This is a genomic window from Kerstersia sp., from assembly GCF_052103615.1.
In the GTDB taxonomy this organism is placed as follows: Bacteria; Pseudomonadota; Gammaproteobacteria; order Burkholderiales; family Burkholderiaceae_B; genus Kerstersia.
The window spans coordinates 66,893-83,626 of sequence record NZ_JBQEKA010000007.1 but is presented as its reverse complement, the minus strand read 5'-3'; the positions used below and the strand labels follow the sequence as shown (position 1 = coordinate 83,626).

The 16,734-nt window shown below is 64.1% G+C and carries 13 protein-coding genes and 1 pseudogene; 3 read left to right on the top strand and 11 right to left on the bottom strand.

Going from position 1 to position 16,734, the window contains the following annotated elements; all coding sequences use genetic code 11:
- Window positions 1-144: 144 nt before the first annotated feature.
- On the bottom strand, window positions 145-618 hold the full coding sequence (locus ACTJGZ_RS03735; protein ID WP_441661606.1) for a tRNA (cytidine(34)-2'-O)-methyltransferase: 474 nt from the start codon (window positions 616-618) through the stop codon (window positions 145-147).
- Between the two features lie 102 nt (window positions 619-720).
- Window positions 721-1,470, bottom strand: coding sequence for a ComF family protein (locus ACTJGZ_RS03730; protein ID WP_441661605.1), 750 nt, complete (start codon window positions 1,468-1,470; stop codon window positions 721-723).
- Window positions 1,471-1,562: 92 nt separating this feature from the next.
- Here ACTJGZ_RS03730 and ACTJGZ_RS03725 point away from each other — a divergent pair, with 92 nt between their 5' ends.
- Window positions 1,563-2,507, top strand: a complete 945-nt coding sequence (locus tag ACTJGZ_RS03725) for a methyltransferase domain-containing protein (RefSeq protein ID WP_441661604.1) — start codon at window positions 1,563-1,565, stop codon at window positions 2,505-2,507.
- A 39-nt stretch (window positions 2,508-2,546) separates the two neighbouring features.
- Here ACTJGZ_RS03725 and ACTJGZ_RS03720 read toward each other — a convergent pair whose 3' ends face one another.
- The 8 genes and pseudogenes from ACTJGZ_RS03720 to def form a co-directional block, all read right to left on the bottom strand.
- Window positions 2,547-4,019: a TrkH family potassium uptake protein gene (locus ACTJGZ_RS03720; RefSeq protein ID WP_441661603.1), complete on the bottom strand. Its 1,473-nt coding sequence runs from the start codon at window positions 4,017-4,019 to the stop codon at window positions 2,547-2,549.
- A 19-nt stretch (window positions 4,020-4,038) separates the two neighbouring features.
- Window positions 4,039-5,421 carry a Trk system potassium transporter TrkA gene (trkA, locus tag ACTJGZ_RS03715; RefSeq protein ID WP_441661602.1) on the bottom strand — a complete coding sequence of 461 codons (1,383 nt, stop codon included), beginning with the start codon at window positions 5,419-5,421 and terminating at the stop codon, window positions 4,039-4,041.
- Window positions 5,418-6,089, bottom strand: coding sequence for a response regulator (locus tag ACTJGZ_RS03710; protein WP_441661601.1), 672 nt, complete (start codon window positions 6,087-6,089; stop codon window positions 5,418-5,420). The genes trkA and ACTJGZ_RS03710 overlap by 4 nt, the downstream gene beginning before the upstream one ends.
- A gap of 6 nt (window positions 6,090-6,095) precedes the next feature.
- A pseudogene (locus tag ACTJGZ_RS03705) lies at window positions 6,096-8,424 on the bottom strand (ATP-binding protein).
- On the bottom strand, window positions 8,421-9,014 hold the full coding sequence (locus tag ACTJGZ_RS03700; RefSeq protein WP_441661600.1) for a DUF4390 domain-containing protein: 594 nt from the start codon (window positions 9,012-9,014) through the stop codon (window positions 8,421-8,423). Before ACTJGZ_RS03700 ends, ACTJGZ_RS03705 begins: the two are co-directional and overlap by 4 nt.
- Before the next feature lie 19 nt (window positions 9,015-9,033).
- Window positions 9,034-10,362 carry a 16S rRNA (cytosine(967)-C(5))-methyltransferase RsmB gene (gene rsmB / locus ACTJGZ_RS03695; protein ID WP_441661599.1) on the bottom strand — a complete coding sequence of 443 codons (1,329 nt, stop codon included), beginning with the start codon at window positions 10,360-10,362 and terminating at the stop codon, window positions 9,034-9,036.
- A complete protein-coding gene (gene fmt, locus ACTJGZ_RS03690) occupies window positions 10,359-11,324 on the bottom strand; it encodes a methionyl-tRNA formyltransferase (RefSeq protein WP_441661598.1) in 966 nt (321 codons plus the stop codon). Before fmt ends, rsmB begins: the two co-directional genes overlap by 4 nt.
- A gap of 101 nt (window positions 11,325-11,425) precedes the next feature.
- Window positions 11,426-11,938: a peptide deformylase gene (def, locus tag ACTJGZ_RS03685; RefSeq protein ID WP_441661597.1), complete on the bottom strand. Its 513-nt coding sequence runs from the start codon at window positions 11,936-11,938 to the stop codon at window positions 11,426-11,428.
- A 186-nt stretch (window positions 11,939-12,124) separates the two neighbouring features.
- Here def and dprA point away from each other — a divergent pair, with 186 nt between their 5' ends.
- Both dprA and ACTJGZ_RS03675 read left to right on the top strand, forming a co-directional pair.
- The gene (gene dprA / locus ACTJGZ_RS03680) at window positions 12,125-13,300 is read left to right on the top strand and encodes a DNA-processing protein DprA (RefSeq protein ID WP_441661596.1); all 1,176 of its coding nucleotides are present in this window, start codon (window positions 12,125-12,127) and stop codon (window positions 13,298-13,300) included.
- A 34-nt stretch (window positions 13,301-13,334) separates the two neighbouring features.
- Window positions 13,335-13,832, top strand: a complete 498-nt coding sequence (locus ACTJGZ_RS03675; protein WP_441661595.1) for an acyl-CoA thioesterase — start codon at window positions 13,335-13,337, stop codon at window positions 13,830-13,832.
- Between the two features lie 53 nt (window positions 13,833-13,885).
- Here ACTJGZ_RS03675 and ACTJGZ_RS03670 read toward each other — a convergent pair whose 3' ends face one another.
- Window positions 13,886-16,657, bottom strand: coding sequence for an HAD-IC family P-type ATPase (locus ACTJGZ_RS03670; RefSeq protein WP_441661594.1), 2,772 nt, complete (start codon window positions 16,655-16,657; stop codon window positions 13,886-13,888).
- Window positions 16,658-16,734 lie beyond the last annotated feature (77 nt).

Below are 16,734 nucleotides of genomic sequence, written 5' to 3'. Positions count from 1 at the left end.
GGCAAGTGGCGCAAAAGCGTGCTCAAAACAGCACACCAGCAGCGCTGGCCTTTAAGCACTGGTCTTTAACCGACTCCCTGCATGCTGGCCACTGGCGGCGGCCAGACCATTCGAGCGCCCTGCCCCTGCCGCTCGCCAACAGGCTTACGGCAGGCAGCCTGCGTAATCCTGCTGGCGCCAGGCTTCAAATACTGTCACTGCCACGGCATTGGACAGATTCAGGCTGCGCTGGCCTGGGCGCATGGGCAGCCTGATACGCTGCGACGCCGCAAAGACAGCCAGGTCCTCATCCGACAAACCCGCTGTTTCCCGGCCAAAGACAAACACATCTCCTGGCTGGAACTGCAGCGCCGCAATACTGCGCGCGCCCTGGGTTGTCAGCGCAAAACAGCGCTCCGGCGGCGCGCCTGTGGCTGCCAGCGCGCCAGCCAGGGAATCATGCACCTTCATGGGCTGCCACTCGTGGTAATCAAGCCCGGCCCGCCGCAAGCGGGCATCATCGAGATCGAAGCCCAGCGGGCGCACCAAGTGCAGCTGCGCGCCGGTATTGGCGCACAGGCGAATAGCATTACCGGTATTCGGCGGAATTTCAGGATGGACTAGGATGACGTGAAACATAGCGGTATTTTGCCACTGCCGCACACGCTACGGCGCACTTTCACACCGAAAGCGCAGACTGCCCGGCCAGAAATGCCACGCGGCAAGGTACTGAAAATGGCATCATGAGACCTGCCCGGCGGGCGTTTTGCCGGGCGGCGGCACCCGCGCCGCAGCCAGCACCGCCACCCGGCTTGCGCCCGCGGCCTTCAACGCCCGCGCCGCCGCGCTGGCGGTGCTGCCCGTGGTAACGACGTCATCCACCAGGATGACGGCAGCCCCCTCGGGTAGGGCCGGGCAGAAAAACACGCCATCCAGGATGGCGCGGCGCGCCTCGCGTCCGAGCCCGGCCTGCTTGTGCCGGGTTTCATGGCGCAGCAGCCACTCTGGACGCTCCCTCAGCCCAAGCATGCCGGCCAGATGACGCGACAGCTCCCGCGCCGGATTGAAGCCGCGCCGTGCCAGTGAACGACGGCTGGACGGCACAGGCACCAGCACAGGCACCCGCACGGGAACCGGGACGTGCATGGATAAAGTGCGGGACACGCGGCAGTCATTTTCGCGTTGCTGCCAGGCCTCGGCCATCAGACTGGCCACCAGCCGGGCATGGCGCAAACGCAGGCTGACTTTGTATTGCCAGATCAGGACATCGCCTGGCGGCGCATAGGCAAACGCTTGGCACCATTCATCCACGCCTGCCAACCCTGCTGGCGGCAACAGCCCGGCGCCTTGCCGCACGGCCGCATGGCACAGCTGGCATACCCTCCCGCCACGGGTGGCCGCCAGACACAGCGGGCATGTCGATGCCACCCGTGCGAACAACGGCGCCGCGCAAGCCGAGATCCTGGCGCTGATGCGCCGCCATTCAGCCATTCGTCGTCCCCCTTCATTTCCCGCCCGCGCCAGCCGCAGGCTTCACTCGGCAGCGCAAGTGCGCGTACACTGCACAGCGTCTATCCCACACCATGCATGGCGCGCAGTCCAGCCCATGCGAGCAGAAAATGTCCACCACTCCGCCACGCCTGCCCCTGGATTCCCGTCATGTCATGCTGCAATTCTCCCGCCGCGGCGATCTGGCAGCGGGACGTTTTCTTTATGACGAAATTGCCTCGCGCATGGAAGAGCGGCTGCGCTACATACGCATCGCGCCCACCGCGCTCATGGATGCCGGTTGCGGCGCGGGCCACGCGCTGCCGCTGCTTCAGGCACGCTATCCGCAAGCCAGTTATGCCGGTGTGGATCACAGTGCTGCCGTGCTGGAACTCGCTCGCGCGCGCCATGCGCCCGGCAGTTTCCGCACCTGGCTGGATACGCTGCGCCGGCGCGATACGGCGCCCCGCTTCATTCAGGCAGATATGGCCGCCACCGGCCTGCCTGCCGAATCCCTGGAACTGGTCTGGTCCAATCTGGCGCTGCACTGGCACCCTCAGCCCGATGCCGTCCTGGCCGAATGGCGCCGGGTCCTGAAAGTCGGCGGGCTGGCAATGTTTTCCTGGCTGGGCCCGGGGACGTTTATCGAACTGCGGCAAGCCCTGGCCGCCGCCGGTCTGGAAACCGCCACCCCGGCTTTCGTGGATATGCACGATTTCGGCGATCAACTGGTCGAGAATGGCTTTGCCGATCCGGTCATGGACCAGGAAACCCTGACCCTGACCTACGAAACACCCGACCGCCTGCTGGAAGACGTGCGCGCTCTGGGCGGCAACCCGGCCACGGGCCGGCGTGCCGCGCTGCCAGGACGCCGCTGGCTGCAAAACCTGAAAGACGCGCTGGACGAACGCCGCCGCCCGGATGGCCGTATCGCTTTGAGTGTGGAAGTATCGTATGGCCACGCCTGGCGTGCAGCGGCGCGCCAGGTCGGCGGAGAAACCCGCCTGTCGGTCAGCGCCATCGGCCGCAAACAGCCCTGAACGGCTGCCGCGCCCGCAAACCGCCCCTAGCCGTGCGCCTTAACGCCGCCAGAAGTCCGGCAGAAACAGCACCAGCACCGTGAAAAGTTCCAGACGCCCGATCAGCATGGCAAACGTGCAGATCCAGGCCTGGAAATCCGTCATGCCAGCGTAATTACCCATAGGCCCGACCGCGCCCAGGCCCGGGCCTATGTTGTTGATCATGGCAAACACCGCTGTCAGCGCCGTCAGGGCATCCAGCCCGCTCATCAGCATCAGCGCGCTGAACACGCCTATGGACAGCACATACAGCAGCATGAATGCCAGGATGGAAATCATCAGGCGCTGCGGCACGATACGGCCTGCCACACGCACCGGCATCACCGCGTGAGGATGCAGCAGGCTGCGCATTTCCTGGCGCGCCTGTTTGAACAGCAAGACCACCCGGATCATCTTGATGCCGCCGCCAGTGGACCCGGCAGAGGTGCAGAACGATCCCGCCAGCAGCATGGCCAGCGGCAACAGGATAGGCCAGACGGCATAGTCCGTATTGGCAAAGCCCGTCGTCGTTCCGACTGAAATCGTATTGAAGAAGCCCTTGCGCAAGGCATCCAGCAAACCTGCTTCCGGGTAATACCAATACAGATAGGCTGATACCAGCACCGCCAGAGACAACAAGGTCGCCAGATAAGGAATGGCTTCGGGGCAACGCCGATAGGGCCGGAAACTGCGAAACCGGAATGCCTGGAAGTGCGTGGCGAAATTGATCCCCGCGATCAGCATGAACACCATCGCCACGGCTTCCACCGCCGGGGAATCAAAATGCATGAAGCCGTCGTCATACGTGGAAAAGCCGCCCAGCCCCATGGTTGATGCCATATGCGTCCAGGCTTCGAACCAGGACAGCCCGGCAAAGCGGTAGCAGACAAAGCACACCAGGGAAATACTGACGTAAATGGCGTACAGCGCCTTGGCCGTTTCCGCGATGCGCGGCGTCAGTTTTTCATCCTTGATCGGGCCAGGCGCTTCGGCGCGGAAAACCTGATGGCCGCCAACGCCCAGCAAGGGCAGCACGGCCACGGCCAGCACCAAAATCCCCATCCCCCCCAGCCAGACCAGTGTCGTGCGCCAGAGATTGATGGACATCGGCAGCTCGCCCAGGCCGGTCAGCGCCGTGGCGCCGGTGGTGGTCAGGCCGGACATGGCTTCGAAATAGGCGTGCGCTACCGTAATCGGCGCGCCGCTGCGCAAGAAATAGAGATACAAGGGAATCGCCGCCAGCGCGGGCAGGCTGACCCACACCACCGACACCAGCAGAAAACCGTCTCGCGGACGCAATTCGCCGCGCCGCCAGCGCCCCACCAGCCAGAATAGAACGCCCAGGCCGAAGGCGATCAGAAAGCTATCCTCAAACACCGGCAAGGCGCCGTCCTTGGTCGCCACGGAGACAGCGACCGGTAACAGCATGGCGCAAGCAAAGAGCGTCACCGTGACACCCAGCAAGTGCAGCACGGCAAAGAAACGACGGCTCATGGCGCTTGCAAGTCCGTCATCAGAAGAAAGCCGCGCTGACCTGGAACAGGCTTTCGATCTGAGGAATCTGGCGCCGGGTCGGCGCGAACACAATCACATGATCGTCGGTTTCGATGAGCGTATCGCCATCCGCCATAATGATTTCCTCGTCGCCGCGCACCAAGGCCACGATGCGCGCTCCGCGTGGCAGCCTGACATCTTCTACCCTGCGCCCCACCACCTTGGACGTTCGCCGGTCACCGTGCGCGATCACTTCCAGGGCTTCGGCCATGCCCTGACGCAGCCGGTGCACGGCCACGATATCTCCGCGCCGCACATGGCGCAGCAATTCACTCATGGTGGCCTGGGCCGGGGAAATGGCCACATCAATATGGCTGCCCTGCATCAATTCGCCATAGGCCTGGCGGTTGATCAGCGCAATCACCTTGCGGGCGCCCAGACGCTTAGCCAGCAACGACGACATGATGTTGTCTTCGTCATCGCTGGTCAGGGCCAGCCAGGTATCCATGTCCTCGATGCTCTCGCCTTCGAGCAGGTCTTCGTCCGTGCCGCTGCCATGCAGCACCAGCACATGATCCGGCAGCGTTTCAGCCAGATATTCACAGCGCTTGATATCGCGCTCAATGACACGGATGTTGTAGCCTTCGGCCGCGAGCTCGCGGGCCACGCGGATGCCGATGTTGCCGCCGCCCGCGATCATCACGCGGCTGACGCTTTTCTCGGCGCTGCGCACCTGGCGCACGGCTCGCCGCGCATGCTGGGTATCGACGATGACCAAAGCCTCGTCCCCCGCCGCGACACGCAATTCCGGACGCGGCAACAGGGAACGGCCACGGCGCACCACGTCAATCACCCGCGCATTGATACCCGGAAACACACTGGCGAGTTCATCGGTGCGGCGCGCCACCAACGGGCTGCCTTCCCCGACACGCAAAGTCATCACGCTCAGGCGGCCGTTGGCGAATTCGACCATCTGCAAGGCTTCAGGGAATTCGATCAGCTTGTTCAGATAACCGCTGACGCTGCGCTCCGGGCTAATCACGGCATCCACGCAGAAACCGCCTTCACCCAGCAGCTCGGGCATCTCCGGCAATTCAGCGGAGCGAACCCGGGCGATCCGGCGCGGCACGTTGAACACCTGCCGCGCCAGCTTACAGACCACAAGATTCACGGCATCCAGGCTGGCACAGGCAATCAGAAGATCCGCATCATCTGCACCAGCCTTGCGCAGCACCGACACCTGGCAGGCATCGCCATGCACCACACGCAAGTCAAAATGCTCTTGCAAGGGCGCAAGCTGCTCGGCGTTCAGATCGACCACCGTAATGTCGTTACGCTCGGACACCAAGTTTTCCGCGACGCTGACGCCTACGCGCCCTGCGCCAACGATCAGGATTTTCATGATGAGCGCTTGCGCGTGGCCTCGATACCCAATTGTTTGAGCTTGCGGTACAAGTGCGTCCGCTCCAGCCCGGTCCGTTCGGACACGCGCGTCATGCTGTGGCCTTCTCGGGCCAGGTGATATTCGAAATAAATGCGCTCGAAAGCATCACGCGCTTCGCGCAAAGGCAGATCCAGGGAAATTTCGCCCAGACGGCCATTGGCGGGGGAGTCCTGCTCCGCGCTGGGCACAGCAGCATCCTGCGCGGCGCGTTGCGGCTGGGGGCTTGCCTGCGTGCTGGCAGCCGCCGGTGCCGGCACCACCCGGCGGCGCGCCAGACCGTTCTCGACAGTCTTGAGCAGCCGCTGCAGCGTGATGGGTTTTTCCAGGAAGTCGATGGCGCCTATGCGCGTCGCTTCCATGGCGGTATCAATGGTGGCGTGTCCGCTCATCATGACGACCGGCATGTCCAGCAGCCCCTGAGCGCTCCACTCCTTGAGCAGGCTGACACCATCGGTGTCCGGCATCCAGATGTCCAGCAACACCAAATCCGGCCGGAACGCCTGCCTGGCGGCCCGTGCCTGACTGGCATTCTCGGCCAGTTCGACCGTATGCCCCTCGTCATAGAGAATTTCGGACAACAGCTCGCGTATGCCAACTTCGTCGTCCACTACCAGGATTCTGGCCATAACCTCTCACCTATCGCTTGCTGCATTATCCCTGTTCTGGCCCCGCGCCGTCCAGTTTCGCCGAAGTCGGGGCCGGTGCCAACCGGGTCAGCAAAATCGTCACCCGCGCGCCGCCTTCCTTGCGGTTGCCCAAATCAATCTGACCACCGTGTTCGTCCACAATTTTACGGACAATGGCAAGGCCCAGGCCTGTGCCATGGGATTTAGTGGTGACATAAGGTTCGAACACCCGCTGCTGCACATGCGCGGCAAAGCCCTTGCCCGTATCCGAAACCGAAAATCTGAGGGCAGGCTGTTCCGTGCCATCGGCCCGCGCAGTCAGTGCCCGCACGGTTCTTACCCGGACTTTACCCTGTTCTTCCTGCTCGACGATGGCATCGCGAGCGTTACTCAGTAAATTATGGATAACTTGGCGCAGCTGTGCCGCATCTCCCATAATAGTCGGAGCTTCCTCATCCAGGTGCACTTCCAGCCAATGCGCGGCGCCAGATGTACCGTGCTCCGCCGGGTCCCAGCCATACAAGGCCAGCACATCCGTCACCAGACGGTTGAAATCCACAGACCGCATCACTGCCTGGGGCGCACGCGCGTATTCGCGGAACTCATCCACCATTTGCTTGAGCGAAGCCACCTGATCCACGATGGTCTGCGTGGCCCGCCGCAGCATGCGGGCATCATTGTCTTCCAGCTTGTCCGCCAGTTTCATGGCCAGACGTTCGGCAGACAACTGTATTGGCGTCAGCGGATTCTTGATTTCATGGGCCAGACGCCGCGCCACTTCCCCCCAGGCGACCGTCCGGCTGGCTGACATCAGCTCGGTGATATCGTCGAAAACGACCAGATAGCCATTATCGCGTTCGGCCACACGCAGGTGCGTGCCGCGCGCCATGACAGTCGCGGGCTGCCGCACCATGTCGCTGACGCCATCCTCCTGCAAGGCCAATTCAAAGCGCTGCGTCCAGTAGGGCGCTTCGGAATCCACCGCCTCGTGCGAGGCAAACGCGTGGCGGATCACGGCGGCAAAACCAATCAGGCCATTGGCCGTTTCCAGCGGCCGGCCCACCGTCTGCCTCAAATCCGCGTGCAAAATGGACTGCGCCCCCTGATTGAACATGGTGACGCGGAACAGCTCGTCAAAGACCAATACCCCGGAAGACAGGTTGCTCAGCACGCTTTCCAGATACACGTTGGAGCGTTCCAGCTGCTGGCGGTTGCGCTCTACCATGACGCGCGCTTCACCCAGCTGCCGTGTCATGGCATTGAATGAGCGGGTCAGCTGGCCGACCTCATCATTGCCCGGCGGCTCCGGCAAGGGCCGGTAATCTCCGACACTGACAGCCTTGGTCCCGGATGCCAGCGTCAGCAAGGGGCGCACCAGCCGGCGCGACAGCGCCAGAGCCACCGCCACCGACGCAAATACCGTCATCAGCAAGGCCATGGTCAGTGTAATGCCGTAAAGCTTGCGCAGCCCCAGCCGTGACAAGGACAATTCCTGATAATCACGAAAGCCTTCCTGTACCCGGCTGGCGTTGTAGGCAATCTGTTCCGGCACAGGCTGAATCAGCTGCAGCCAGCGCGGATCGCCCGTGCCCCAGCCGCCGCGCAAGCGGTCTATCGTCGCATCCGACGACAAAGGCAGCACCACGCGCAAATACAGGCGTTCTCGCCCCACCGCGCCGCTGGACTCATCAGATTCCGCCGCCGCGTAGCTGCGCGCTATCCGCAACTGATTCATCACGGAAGAAGGTGGCAATTCCGGCAACAAGGCGCCATAGCCTTCCGTCGAGTAAGCAATCGAACGGCCATTGCTGGTAAACACCATCGCGTCGGAAACGCTATGGGCGGCGCGCAAACGGGTCAGCGCCAGCGCCATATCGGCGTCGCTGGTGCGGTTCAGCTCCAGCAACATGGCACGCCCGCGCGCTTCCAGTTCCGCCAGTTGCGAATCCAGCGCCGCCCGCCCCAGATTCAGGCCGGCTTCCAGCGCCGCGTTGACGCGCACATTGAACCAGGACTCGATGGAGCGGGACATGAATTGCACGGACAGCATATAGATGGCAACGCCCGGCACCACGCCGATCACGGCAAAAGACAGCGCAAAACGCGCCGTCAGCCGAGCGCCAAAGGCTCGCCGCCTGAACTGCCGCCACATGCGCAGGCTAAGCCCCAGCACCCAGACGAACATTGCCAGGGCCAGCACGCCATTGAGCAGCAACAGCAAATCATAATATTCAGCAAAACGGGAAGCATTGGCCGTGGACCAGACCAGCATGGCCAGCAGCGCCAGCCCACACGCGCCGCCCAACAGCAAGGCCATGCGCAACATCTGGCTCATGGGCCTTCCGCTACCGTATCCGGTACCTTGAACGAAAATTCGTACCAGGGAGAACTGGCCGTCCATGCGCTGCTATTGAACGCATTGATCTGAAATGGCCGTGACAAGCGCGACGTATCCAAGCGCAGGCGCAAGCGGCCTTCATAGCGCACCCCGGCGGACAGATCGGACAACTTCGCGACCGGCCAGCCCCGGATGGTACGCACGACATCCATGGCGTCTTCCAGGCCCGCCACCGGCAGGGACAAGTCCCCGGTTCCCACACGCCATTGGCGCGTCAAAGCGTTGTAAAGCACCCGCCAGGTAATGCGCGACTCGATTTCCGTGGCATCAAACCACCACCAGCGTTTGCGGTCCACTTCCAGATCGACGCTGAAATACAGGGGAACGCCACGTTCCGCGGCATCACGCAGTTCCGCATTCAATTCAAACGGCAATTGGGCGTCGATTTCCACATCACCGTGCCGGAAAGACACGGAGATGTCCGCCTGATTGGCGAACGCCGCCCCCGCTGGCAGCAAACATGCCGCCAGACACAGCGAAACCAGCGCAAGCAGGTTTCGGAGGAGGAGAAAAGAAATGCGTGGCATAGCCATCATTCTTGGCGATTCAGGCCTGCTTGGCAAACAAGGCGTAGAAAAAACCGTCATGCTGCTGCGACAGTGTTGCATTCGCCCCAACCGGCAGCAATTGCCCCGGCGCTGGCAAGGCTACCGCATCGCTGTGCGACTTGAGGAATGCCTTGGCCTGACCCGCGCATTCTTCCGGGAACAGCGAGCATGTGACATATAACAGACGACCGCCAGGCGCCAGCAATGGCCAGAGCGCATCGAGCATCCGGCGCTGCAATGCCGCCGTTTTTTGCACATCCGCCTCGCGCCGCAACCAGCGGATATCCGGATGGCGTCTCACGACACCTGACGCGGTGCAGGGCGCATCGACCAGCATGGCATCAAATTGCCGGCCATCCCACCAGCTTTCCGGCCGCGCCGCATCCCCGGCGCGCACCTGCACGCCGGGGCCGTTCAGGCGCAGCCGCGCCAGATTTTCATGTACCCGCGCCAAGCGGCCCGCATCCGCGTCCAGCGCCAGCAGATCGAGATCAGCGCACTCCAGCAAATGGGCGGTCTTGCCGCCCGGCGCGGCGCAGGCATCCAGCACGCGCATGCCGTCGCGCGGCGCCAGCCATTCCGCTGCCAGCTGGGCACCGGCGTCCTGCACCGACCACCAGCCTTCTTCATAGCCCGGCAAACGCGCCACCAGATGCGAACCGTGCAGCACCAGTCCCCACTGCCCCACTGTTTCAGCCTGTATGCCAGCTTCAGCCAGCGCATCGGCCACCTGGGCAAGCGATGCGCGGCGGCGGTTGACGCGCAAGGTCAAGGGCGCTGGCGTTGCCGCGCTTTCCAGCACGGCCTGCCAATCATCCGGGCAGGCAAACTGCAATTTTCGCACCCACCATTCCGGGAAGTTCCAGCGCGCCTCCACATGATCCCGCGGCAGTTGCTCATACTCGCGCAGGAAACTGCGGGCCACCGCATTGACCAGAGACTTGAAATGCTTCAGCCGCGCATGCCCGGCAGCGGCTTCCACGGCCTGGTCAACCAGCGTATATGGCGCGTAATGGGGTTCATGCGGCAAGGCCTTGCCCTGCTCATGGCGCACAGCCGCATCCAGCAACGCCAGGGTGCTCAGCAACAAGGCATTCAACAATGGCTGTTCCGGCCGGCGCCGCACCAGAAACGAACGATCTGCAATCGCCGTTCCCAGGGTGCGCATCACATGCGAAGACAGGGCCTGTGCCGCCGGACGCCGCGCCGCCGGCAATTCTTCCAGAACTTCCGTCAAAGACCGCCCTGCCAGCACCGCCTCAACCGCGGCAGCCGTATCCAGCAACAACGCCGACAAGGGCGCCTGAAGCACTGCACCCGCCGTCATTTGCCTTGCTCCCCGGCGGCTTGCCAGCCGCGCACAAATACATCCACCGGCTGGCGTTTGCCCCCCGCCTTCTGCAGCGTCAGCAAACGCAGACGGCCGTCTGCCGTGGCCAGATCAATGCCCTCGGGCGCAGCCGCCAGCACACTGCCCGGCGCCTGGCCGCGGGAAGCGGCATCATCAGGCAAGGCCTGGGCCTCCCACACTTTGACCGGATCGGCCAGCCCAGGCAGGCGCGCCGTCGCGCCCGGCACCGGGTCAAAGGCGCGGATGCGCCGCGCCAACCAGGCAGCCGGCAGGGTGAAATCCAGCGGCGCTTCCGCCTTATCCAGCTTGGCGGCGTAACACACACCTTCCTCGGGCTGCGGCACCGCTGCCAGCTCGCCGCGCGCCAGCCCTGCCAGCGCTTCGACAATGGCCCCGCCGCCCAGCGCCGCCAGCCTGTCATGCAGCTGCGCCGCATTATCCTGAGGCCCGATGGGCGTGCTTTTTTCCAGCAGCATGGCGCCAGTATCCAGCCCATCATCCATCTGCATGATGGTCACGCCGGTACGTTCGTCCCCGGCTTCGATGGCACGCTGGATCGGTGCTGCGCCGCGCCAGCGCGGCAACAGGCTGGCATGAATATTGAGGCAGCCCAGGCGCGGCAACGCCAGCGTCCAGGCCGGCAAAATCAGGCCATAGGCCGCGACAATCATCGCATCCGGCTGCGCCGCTTCCAGCGCGGCACGGGCTGCGCTGGCCTCATCAGGAAACTTGCCATTCAGCCGCAGGCTACGCGGCTGCAGCACTTCGATACCCGCTGCCAGCGCGGCCTGTTTGACCGGACTGGCCATCAACTTCATCCCGCGGCCGGCCGGACGATCGGGCTGCGTCATCACCAGCACGATTTCATGCCCCGCTGCCAGCAACGCATCAAAAGCGATGCGTGCGAATTCCGGTGTCCCGGCAAAGACAAGTCGCATGGGTAAGATTCAGGAGTAACAGCAATTGACGGACGCGCGCCCAGTCAGGGCACCGCGGCGGAACAGGCCGCCGGGACACGAACGCCCGGCAGCGGCGGGGATCAGGCGCGCGAGAGCTCGCGGGCCTGCTTACGCAACTTGTTGCGGATGCGGTTGAGCTTCAGGCTGGACAGATACTCGACAAACACCTTGCCATCCAAGTGGTCGATTTCGTGCTGCACGCAGACAGCCAGCAGGCCATCGGCGTCAAACTCGTAGGTTTCGCCCTTTTCATTGATGGCCCGTACCTTGACCTGGGACGGACGGCAGACTTCGTCGTACACGCCAGGCACCGACAAGCAGCCCTCTTCATAAATCTTGCTGTCGTCGCTATGCCAGAGAATTTCCGGGTTGATCAGCACCCGCAGCTCTTCCTGGTTTTCAGAGACATCAATCACGACGACGCGCTCGTGCACATCGACCTGCGTTGCCGCCAGGCCGACGCCGGGCGCTTCATACATGGTTTCCGCCATGTCTCGCACCAATTGGCGAATACGCTCGTCAACCTGCTCGACAGGTTTGGCAACCTTGTGCAGACGAGGATCGGGATAACGGAGAATGGGGAGCAATGCCATGGCAAGGAACCGAAGGAACACAAAAAGCGCCCTAAGACGCGCACAAGCACATCATAAATCATCTTCCCCGCCGCCACGGGAAAAGCCATGAGAATGAACGGGTGAAGCCCCTGCCTGCGCGGCCAAGTGTGCCGAAATGCTCACACTTTCCTTTCGGCGGCCCAGCGGGCATGCCAGACTGGCATCATGCCCAGCGCCTACTCCCTTCACGCTTCCGACCTGTCCGCCTGGCTGCGTTTCGCGCAGGAACCCGGCCTGCCGCTGCGCGCAGCGCTCGCCTTGCTGCAGCATTACGGCACACCGGCGCATATTTACCAGCAGACCGCCGGCGCGCTGGCCGCATGGCTGCCCCCTGGCCTGGCCCGGCAACTGAGCCAGGCCGCCGCCCCTGAGCTGGCTGCGCGCCTGGCGCAAACCCAGGCCTGGTTGCGCGGCCACCCTGCGCGCCATGCCATCCCCCTGCTCCATGACTGCTACCCCGAACGGCTGCGCCAACTGGCCGATCCCCCGCTCGTCCTCTATCTCGAAGGCGATCCCCACGCGCTGGCCCGGCCCGCCCTGGCTATCGTCGGCGCCCGCAACGCCACGCCCGGGGGCAGGCAAAATGCCCAGGCCTTCGCCCAGGCGCTGGCACGCGCGGGCTGGCTGATCGTCAGCGGCCTCGCACGCGGCATCGACGCCGCCGCCCATCTCGGCGCGCTGGATGGCGCGCCTGACTCGGCGGCCACCCTGGCCATCCTGGGTTGCGGCCCGGACATCATTTACCCTGCCAGCCATGCCGCACTGGCCCAGCGCATCACCCGGCAAGGCGCCATCCTCTCCGACTATCCGCCAGGCACACCGCCGCTGCCGGGGCACTTCCCGCGCCGCAACCGCCTGGTGGCGGGGCTCACCCTCGGTACGCTGGTCATCGAAGCCGCCACGCGCAGCGGCTCGCTGGTCACGGCCCGTCTGGCCGCCGAACAAAACCGGGAAGTTTTCGCCTTGCCCGGCTCTATCCATGCCCCGCTGTCCCACGGCTGCCATGCCCTGATCCGCCAAGGAGCCAAGCTGGTCGAAACCGTGGCCGACATCCTGGAAGAACTGCCTCCCTGCCCGGCCCTCCCGGGCCGCGCCGCAGCCCCCCTCGCCGCCGCGCCAGCCCCGGCACCGGCACCGGCCAACGCCCTCCGGCTGCTGCCTTTTCTGTCCGATGTCCCGGCCCCCCTGGACCATCTGGCGCAGCGCAGCGCGATGGATGCCGCCGCTGTCAGCGCCGCGCTGTGGGAACTGGAGCTGGCTGGGTTGGCCGCACGCACGGATAACGGCACTTATCAGCGCCTGGGCGGCCCGCACGCCCTTTTCCCGGGCAACAAGACCTAGAATCGGCCTTTTTGCTCTCCTTCGGCAGCCGCACATGAATGAACATCGCCACCAGCTTTCCATGAGTATCCTGATGACACCGGACATGGCCAATTTTTCCGGCAACGTCCACGGCGGCACGATCCTGAAATACCTGGATCAGGTTGCCTACGCCTGTGCCAGCCGGTACGCCGGCAGCTACGTCGTTACCCTCTCAGTGGACCAGGTCATGTTCCGCCAGCCCATTCATGTCGGGGAACTCGTCACCTTCTATGCCAGCGTCAACTACACCGGCAGAACATCCATGGAAATCGGCATCAAAGTCGTGACGGAAGATATCCGCCAGCAAATGGTGCGCCACACCAACAGCTGCTATTTCACGATGGTCGCCGTGGATGACACCGGCAAGGCCACCGCCGTGCCTGCGCTGCAGCCCGTCACGCTGGAAGAACGCCAGCGCTATGAAGCCGCAATCCAGCGGCGGGCCTTGCGCGAAGAAATGGAAGCCAGACACCGCCGCATCAAACAGGAAAGCATGCTCAACGAGGCCTGACTAGGCCTGACGCGGCCTTAGCGCCAGGCGCTGGCCGCGCCTGGCGGCAAGCCCTAGACCACCTCGCCCAGCCAGCGCCGGGCCAGCGCCTTTTCAATTTCCAGCAAAACAAACAAGGCAGCCCCCACGGCCAGCACCGCAGCCGCCTGCCCGGCCGTCAATGGCGCAGTCTGGAACCAGCGCTGCATGAAAGGCGCATAAGTGAATAGCAGCTGCCCGGCTGTCACCGCCACCAGCGCCAACGCGACCGCTGGCGTGCCCTTGATCCCCTGCCAGTGGAAAGAGCGCATGTGCAGATAACGCACGCTGAACAAATAGGCGACCTCCATCACCACGATCACGTTCACGACGGCCGTGCGCGCCACTTCCAGCGGCGCGCCGCCAGCCTGCAAAAACAAAAAAATACCCAGGGCGCCCACCATGAACAGGAAAGACACAAAACCCACCCGCCACAGCAAAAACCCCGACAGCAGCGCTTGCCCGGCAGGACGCGGCGGACGCGCCATCACGCCCGGCTCTGCCGGTTCGAATGCCAGCACCAGCCCCAGCGTGACCGTCGTGGCAAGATTGATCCAGAGAATTTGCGCCGTGGACATGGGCAGCACCCAACCCATCAGCAAGGCCAGAATCACCACCATGACCTCACCGCCATTGGTCGGCAACGTCCAGGAAATCACTTTGGTCAGATTGTCATAAACGGTACGCCCCTCTTTGACCGCCGCCACAATCGAGGCAAAGTTGTCATCGGCCAGCACGATTTCCGCCGCCTCTTTGGCCGCTTCAGTCCCCTTGCCTCCCATCGCCACCCCGACATCCGCCTGTTTGAGGGCGGGCGCATCGTTAACACCGTCGCCGGTCATGGCCACAACGGCGCCGCGTGACTGCAGCGCCCGCACAATCCGCAGTTTATGTTCGGGCGTCGCGCGGGCAAATACGGCCGTCCGCTGCGCGGCGGCAGGCAGGTCGGCATCGCTGATGTTATCGAGCGCAGCCGCGCTCAGCACCTCGGGATCCGGCTGCAAACCCAGTTGCCGCGCAATCGCCAGCGCGGTCGCGGCATGGTCGCCAGTAATCATCTTGACCTCGATACCGGCGCTGAGACAATCACGCACGGCAGCCAGCGCTTCGTCACGCGGCGGATCAATGAAACCGATGACGCCCAGCATGACAAAATCATCCGCCAGGCCCGCCGGATCCAGCGGCAGGCTTTCCTCCGCGCCCAGCTCGCGCACCGCGAAACCCAGCACCCGCTGGCCCTGCTCTGCCAGCGCGGCAATCTGCGCGTCCCAATATGGGCGGCCCAGCAAAGTGTCACCCTGCGCGGCGCGCTGCGACGCGCAGCGCGCCAGCACTTTTTCCGGCGCGCCTTTCAGGCACAACAGCCGGGCGCCGCTGCCCGCCGCATCACCATGCAGGGTCGCCATATAGGCATAGCGGGCATCAAACGGGATTTCATCCAGGCGCGGCCAGGCCATTCTTTCTTCAGCCGCATCCAGGCCGCCCTTGGCCGCCAGCGCCAGCAGCGCCCCTTCCATGGTGTCACCGCGCACGCACCAGGCGCCATCCGGTTCCTGGTACAAACGGGCGTCGTTGCACAACAGGCCGCAACGCAGCAAGGCCTGGGCCGCCTCCGGGCCTGCCGCCGCCAGCGGCACCAGCTCCCCTTGCGGCGCATAACCCTGGCCTGAGGTGTCCCAGCAGGCATCCGCCATCACCAGGCGCCGGGCCGTCATTTCATTGCGCGTCAGCGTGCCGGTTTTATCGGAGCAAATAATGGAAGTCGCGCCCAGGGTTTCCACCGCGGGCAGCCGGCGCACAATGGCCTGGCGCCGCGCCATGCGCTGCACGCCAATCGCCAGCGTAATCGTCATAACGGCCAGCAGGCCTTCGGGCACCACCGCAACCGCCAGGCTGACCACCGCCATCAAGGCGTCCAGCAAGCCATAACTGCGTACCCCGACTGCAAACACAAACAGCAAGGCTGCGCAAACCAGGACAGCCAGCCCGAAAATACGGCTGAAGCGGTCCACCTGACGCAGCAACGGCGTGCTCAGCACTTCCACCTGGCCCATGAGCGTGCTGATGCGCCCGATTTCCGTCGCCGCCCCCGTTCCCACGACCACGCCCGCGCCCATGCCAGCCACCACCAGCGTGCCAGAAAATGCCATGCCCGAGCGGTCACCCAGCGCGGCATCCCGCGCATTGATGCCGCTCTGCTTGACCGCATTGACGGATTCGCCAGTCAGGATGGCTTCATCCACCATCAGCCCGCGGGCGCGCAACAGACGTAAATCCGCCGTCACCCGGTCGCCCGGTTCCAGCAGCACGATATCGCCAGGAACCAGATCCGCCGCCTCACACACCATGCGGCCGCCATCACGCAACACCGTCGCGTGGGGCGCGATCAGGCGCCGGATCGCATCCATGGCCTGTTGCGCTCGCCCCTCCTGCACAAAACCGGTAATGGCATTGACCACCACCACCAGCAGGATGACCGCGGCATCCACGCCATGGCCCAGCACCAGGCTGAGCAATGCCCCCGCCAGCAGCAGATAGATCAGGCTATTGTGGAACTGCGCCAGAAAACGCCGCCAGGCTGGCTTGCCCGCCGCCACCGGCAAACGATTCGGGCCGTAGGTCTTCCGCCGCTGGGCCGCCTGCGCGCTATCCAGCCCTGCCGGGCTGCTCTGCCAATACGTCAGCACCTGCTCCGCCGGCAGGGTGTGCCAAGGCAATGCCTGCCGGCTATCGCCCTGCGCAAGAGGTGCCCCCACCTCTGGCGCGGCATGCGCTGCCGGCCCCGGATTCTGTCCCCGTTGTTGCATGCGTTCCCCAGAAAAACATGAATGCCATTTCCCGCAATGTCCTGACGCGGCATGGCCTGCCCCGCGGCATTGCATCT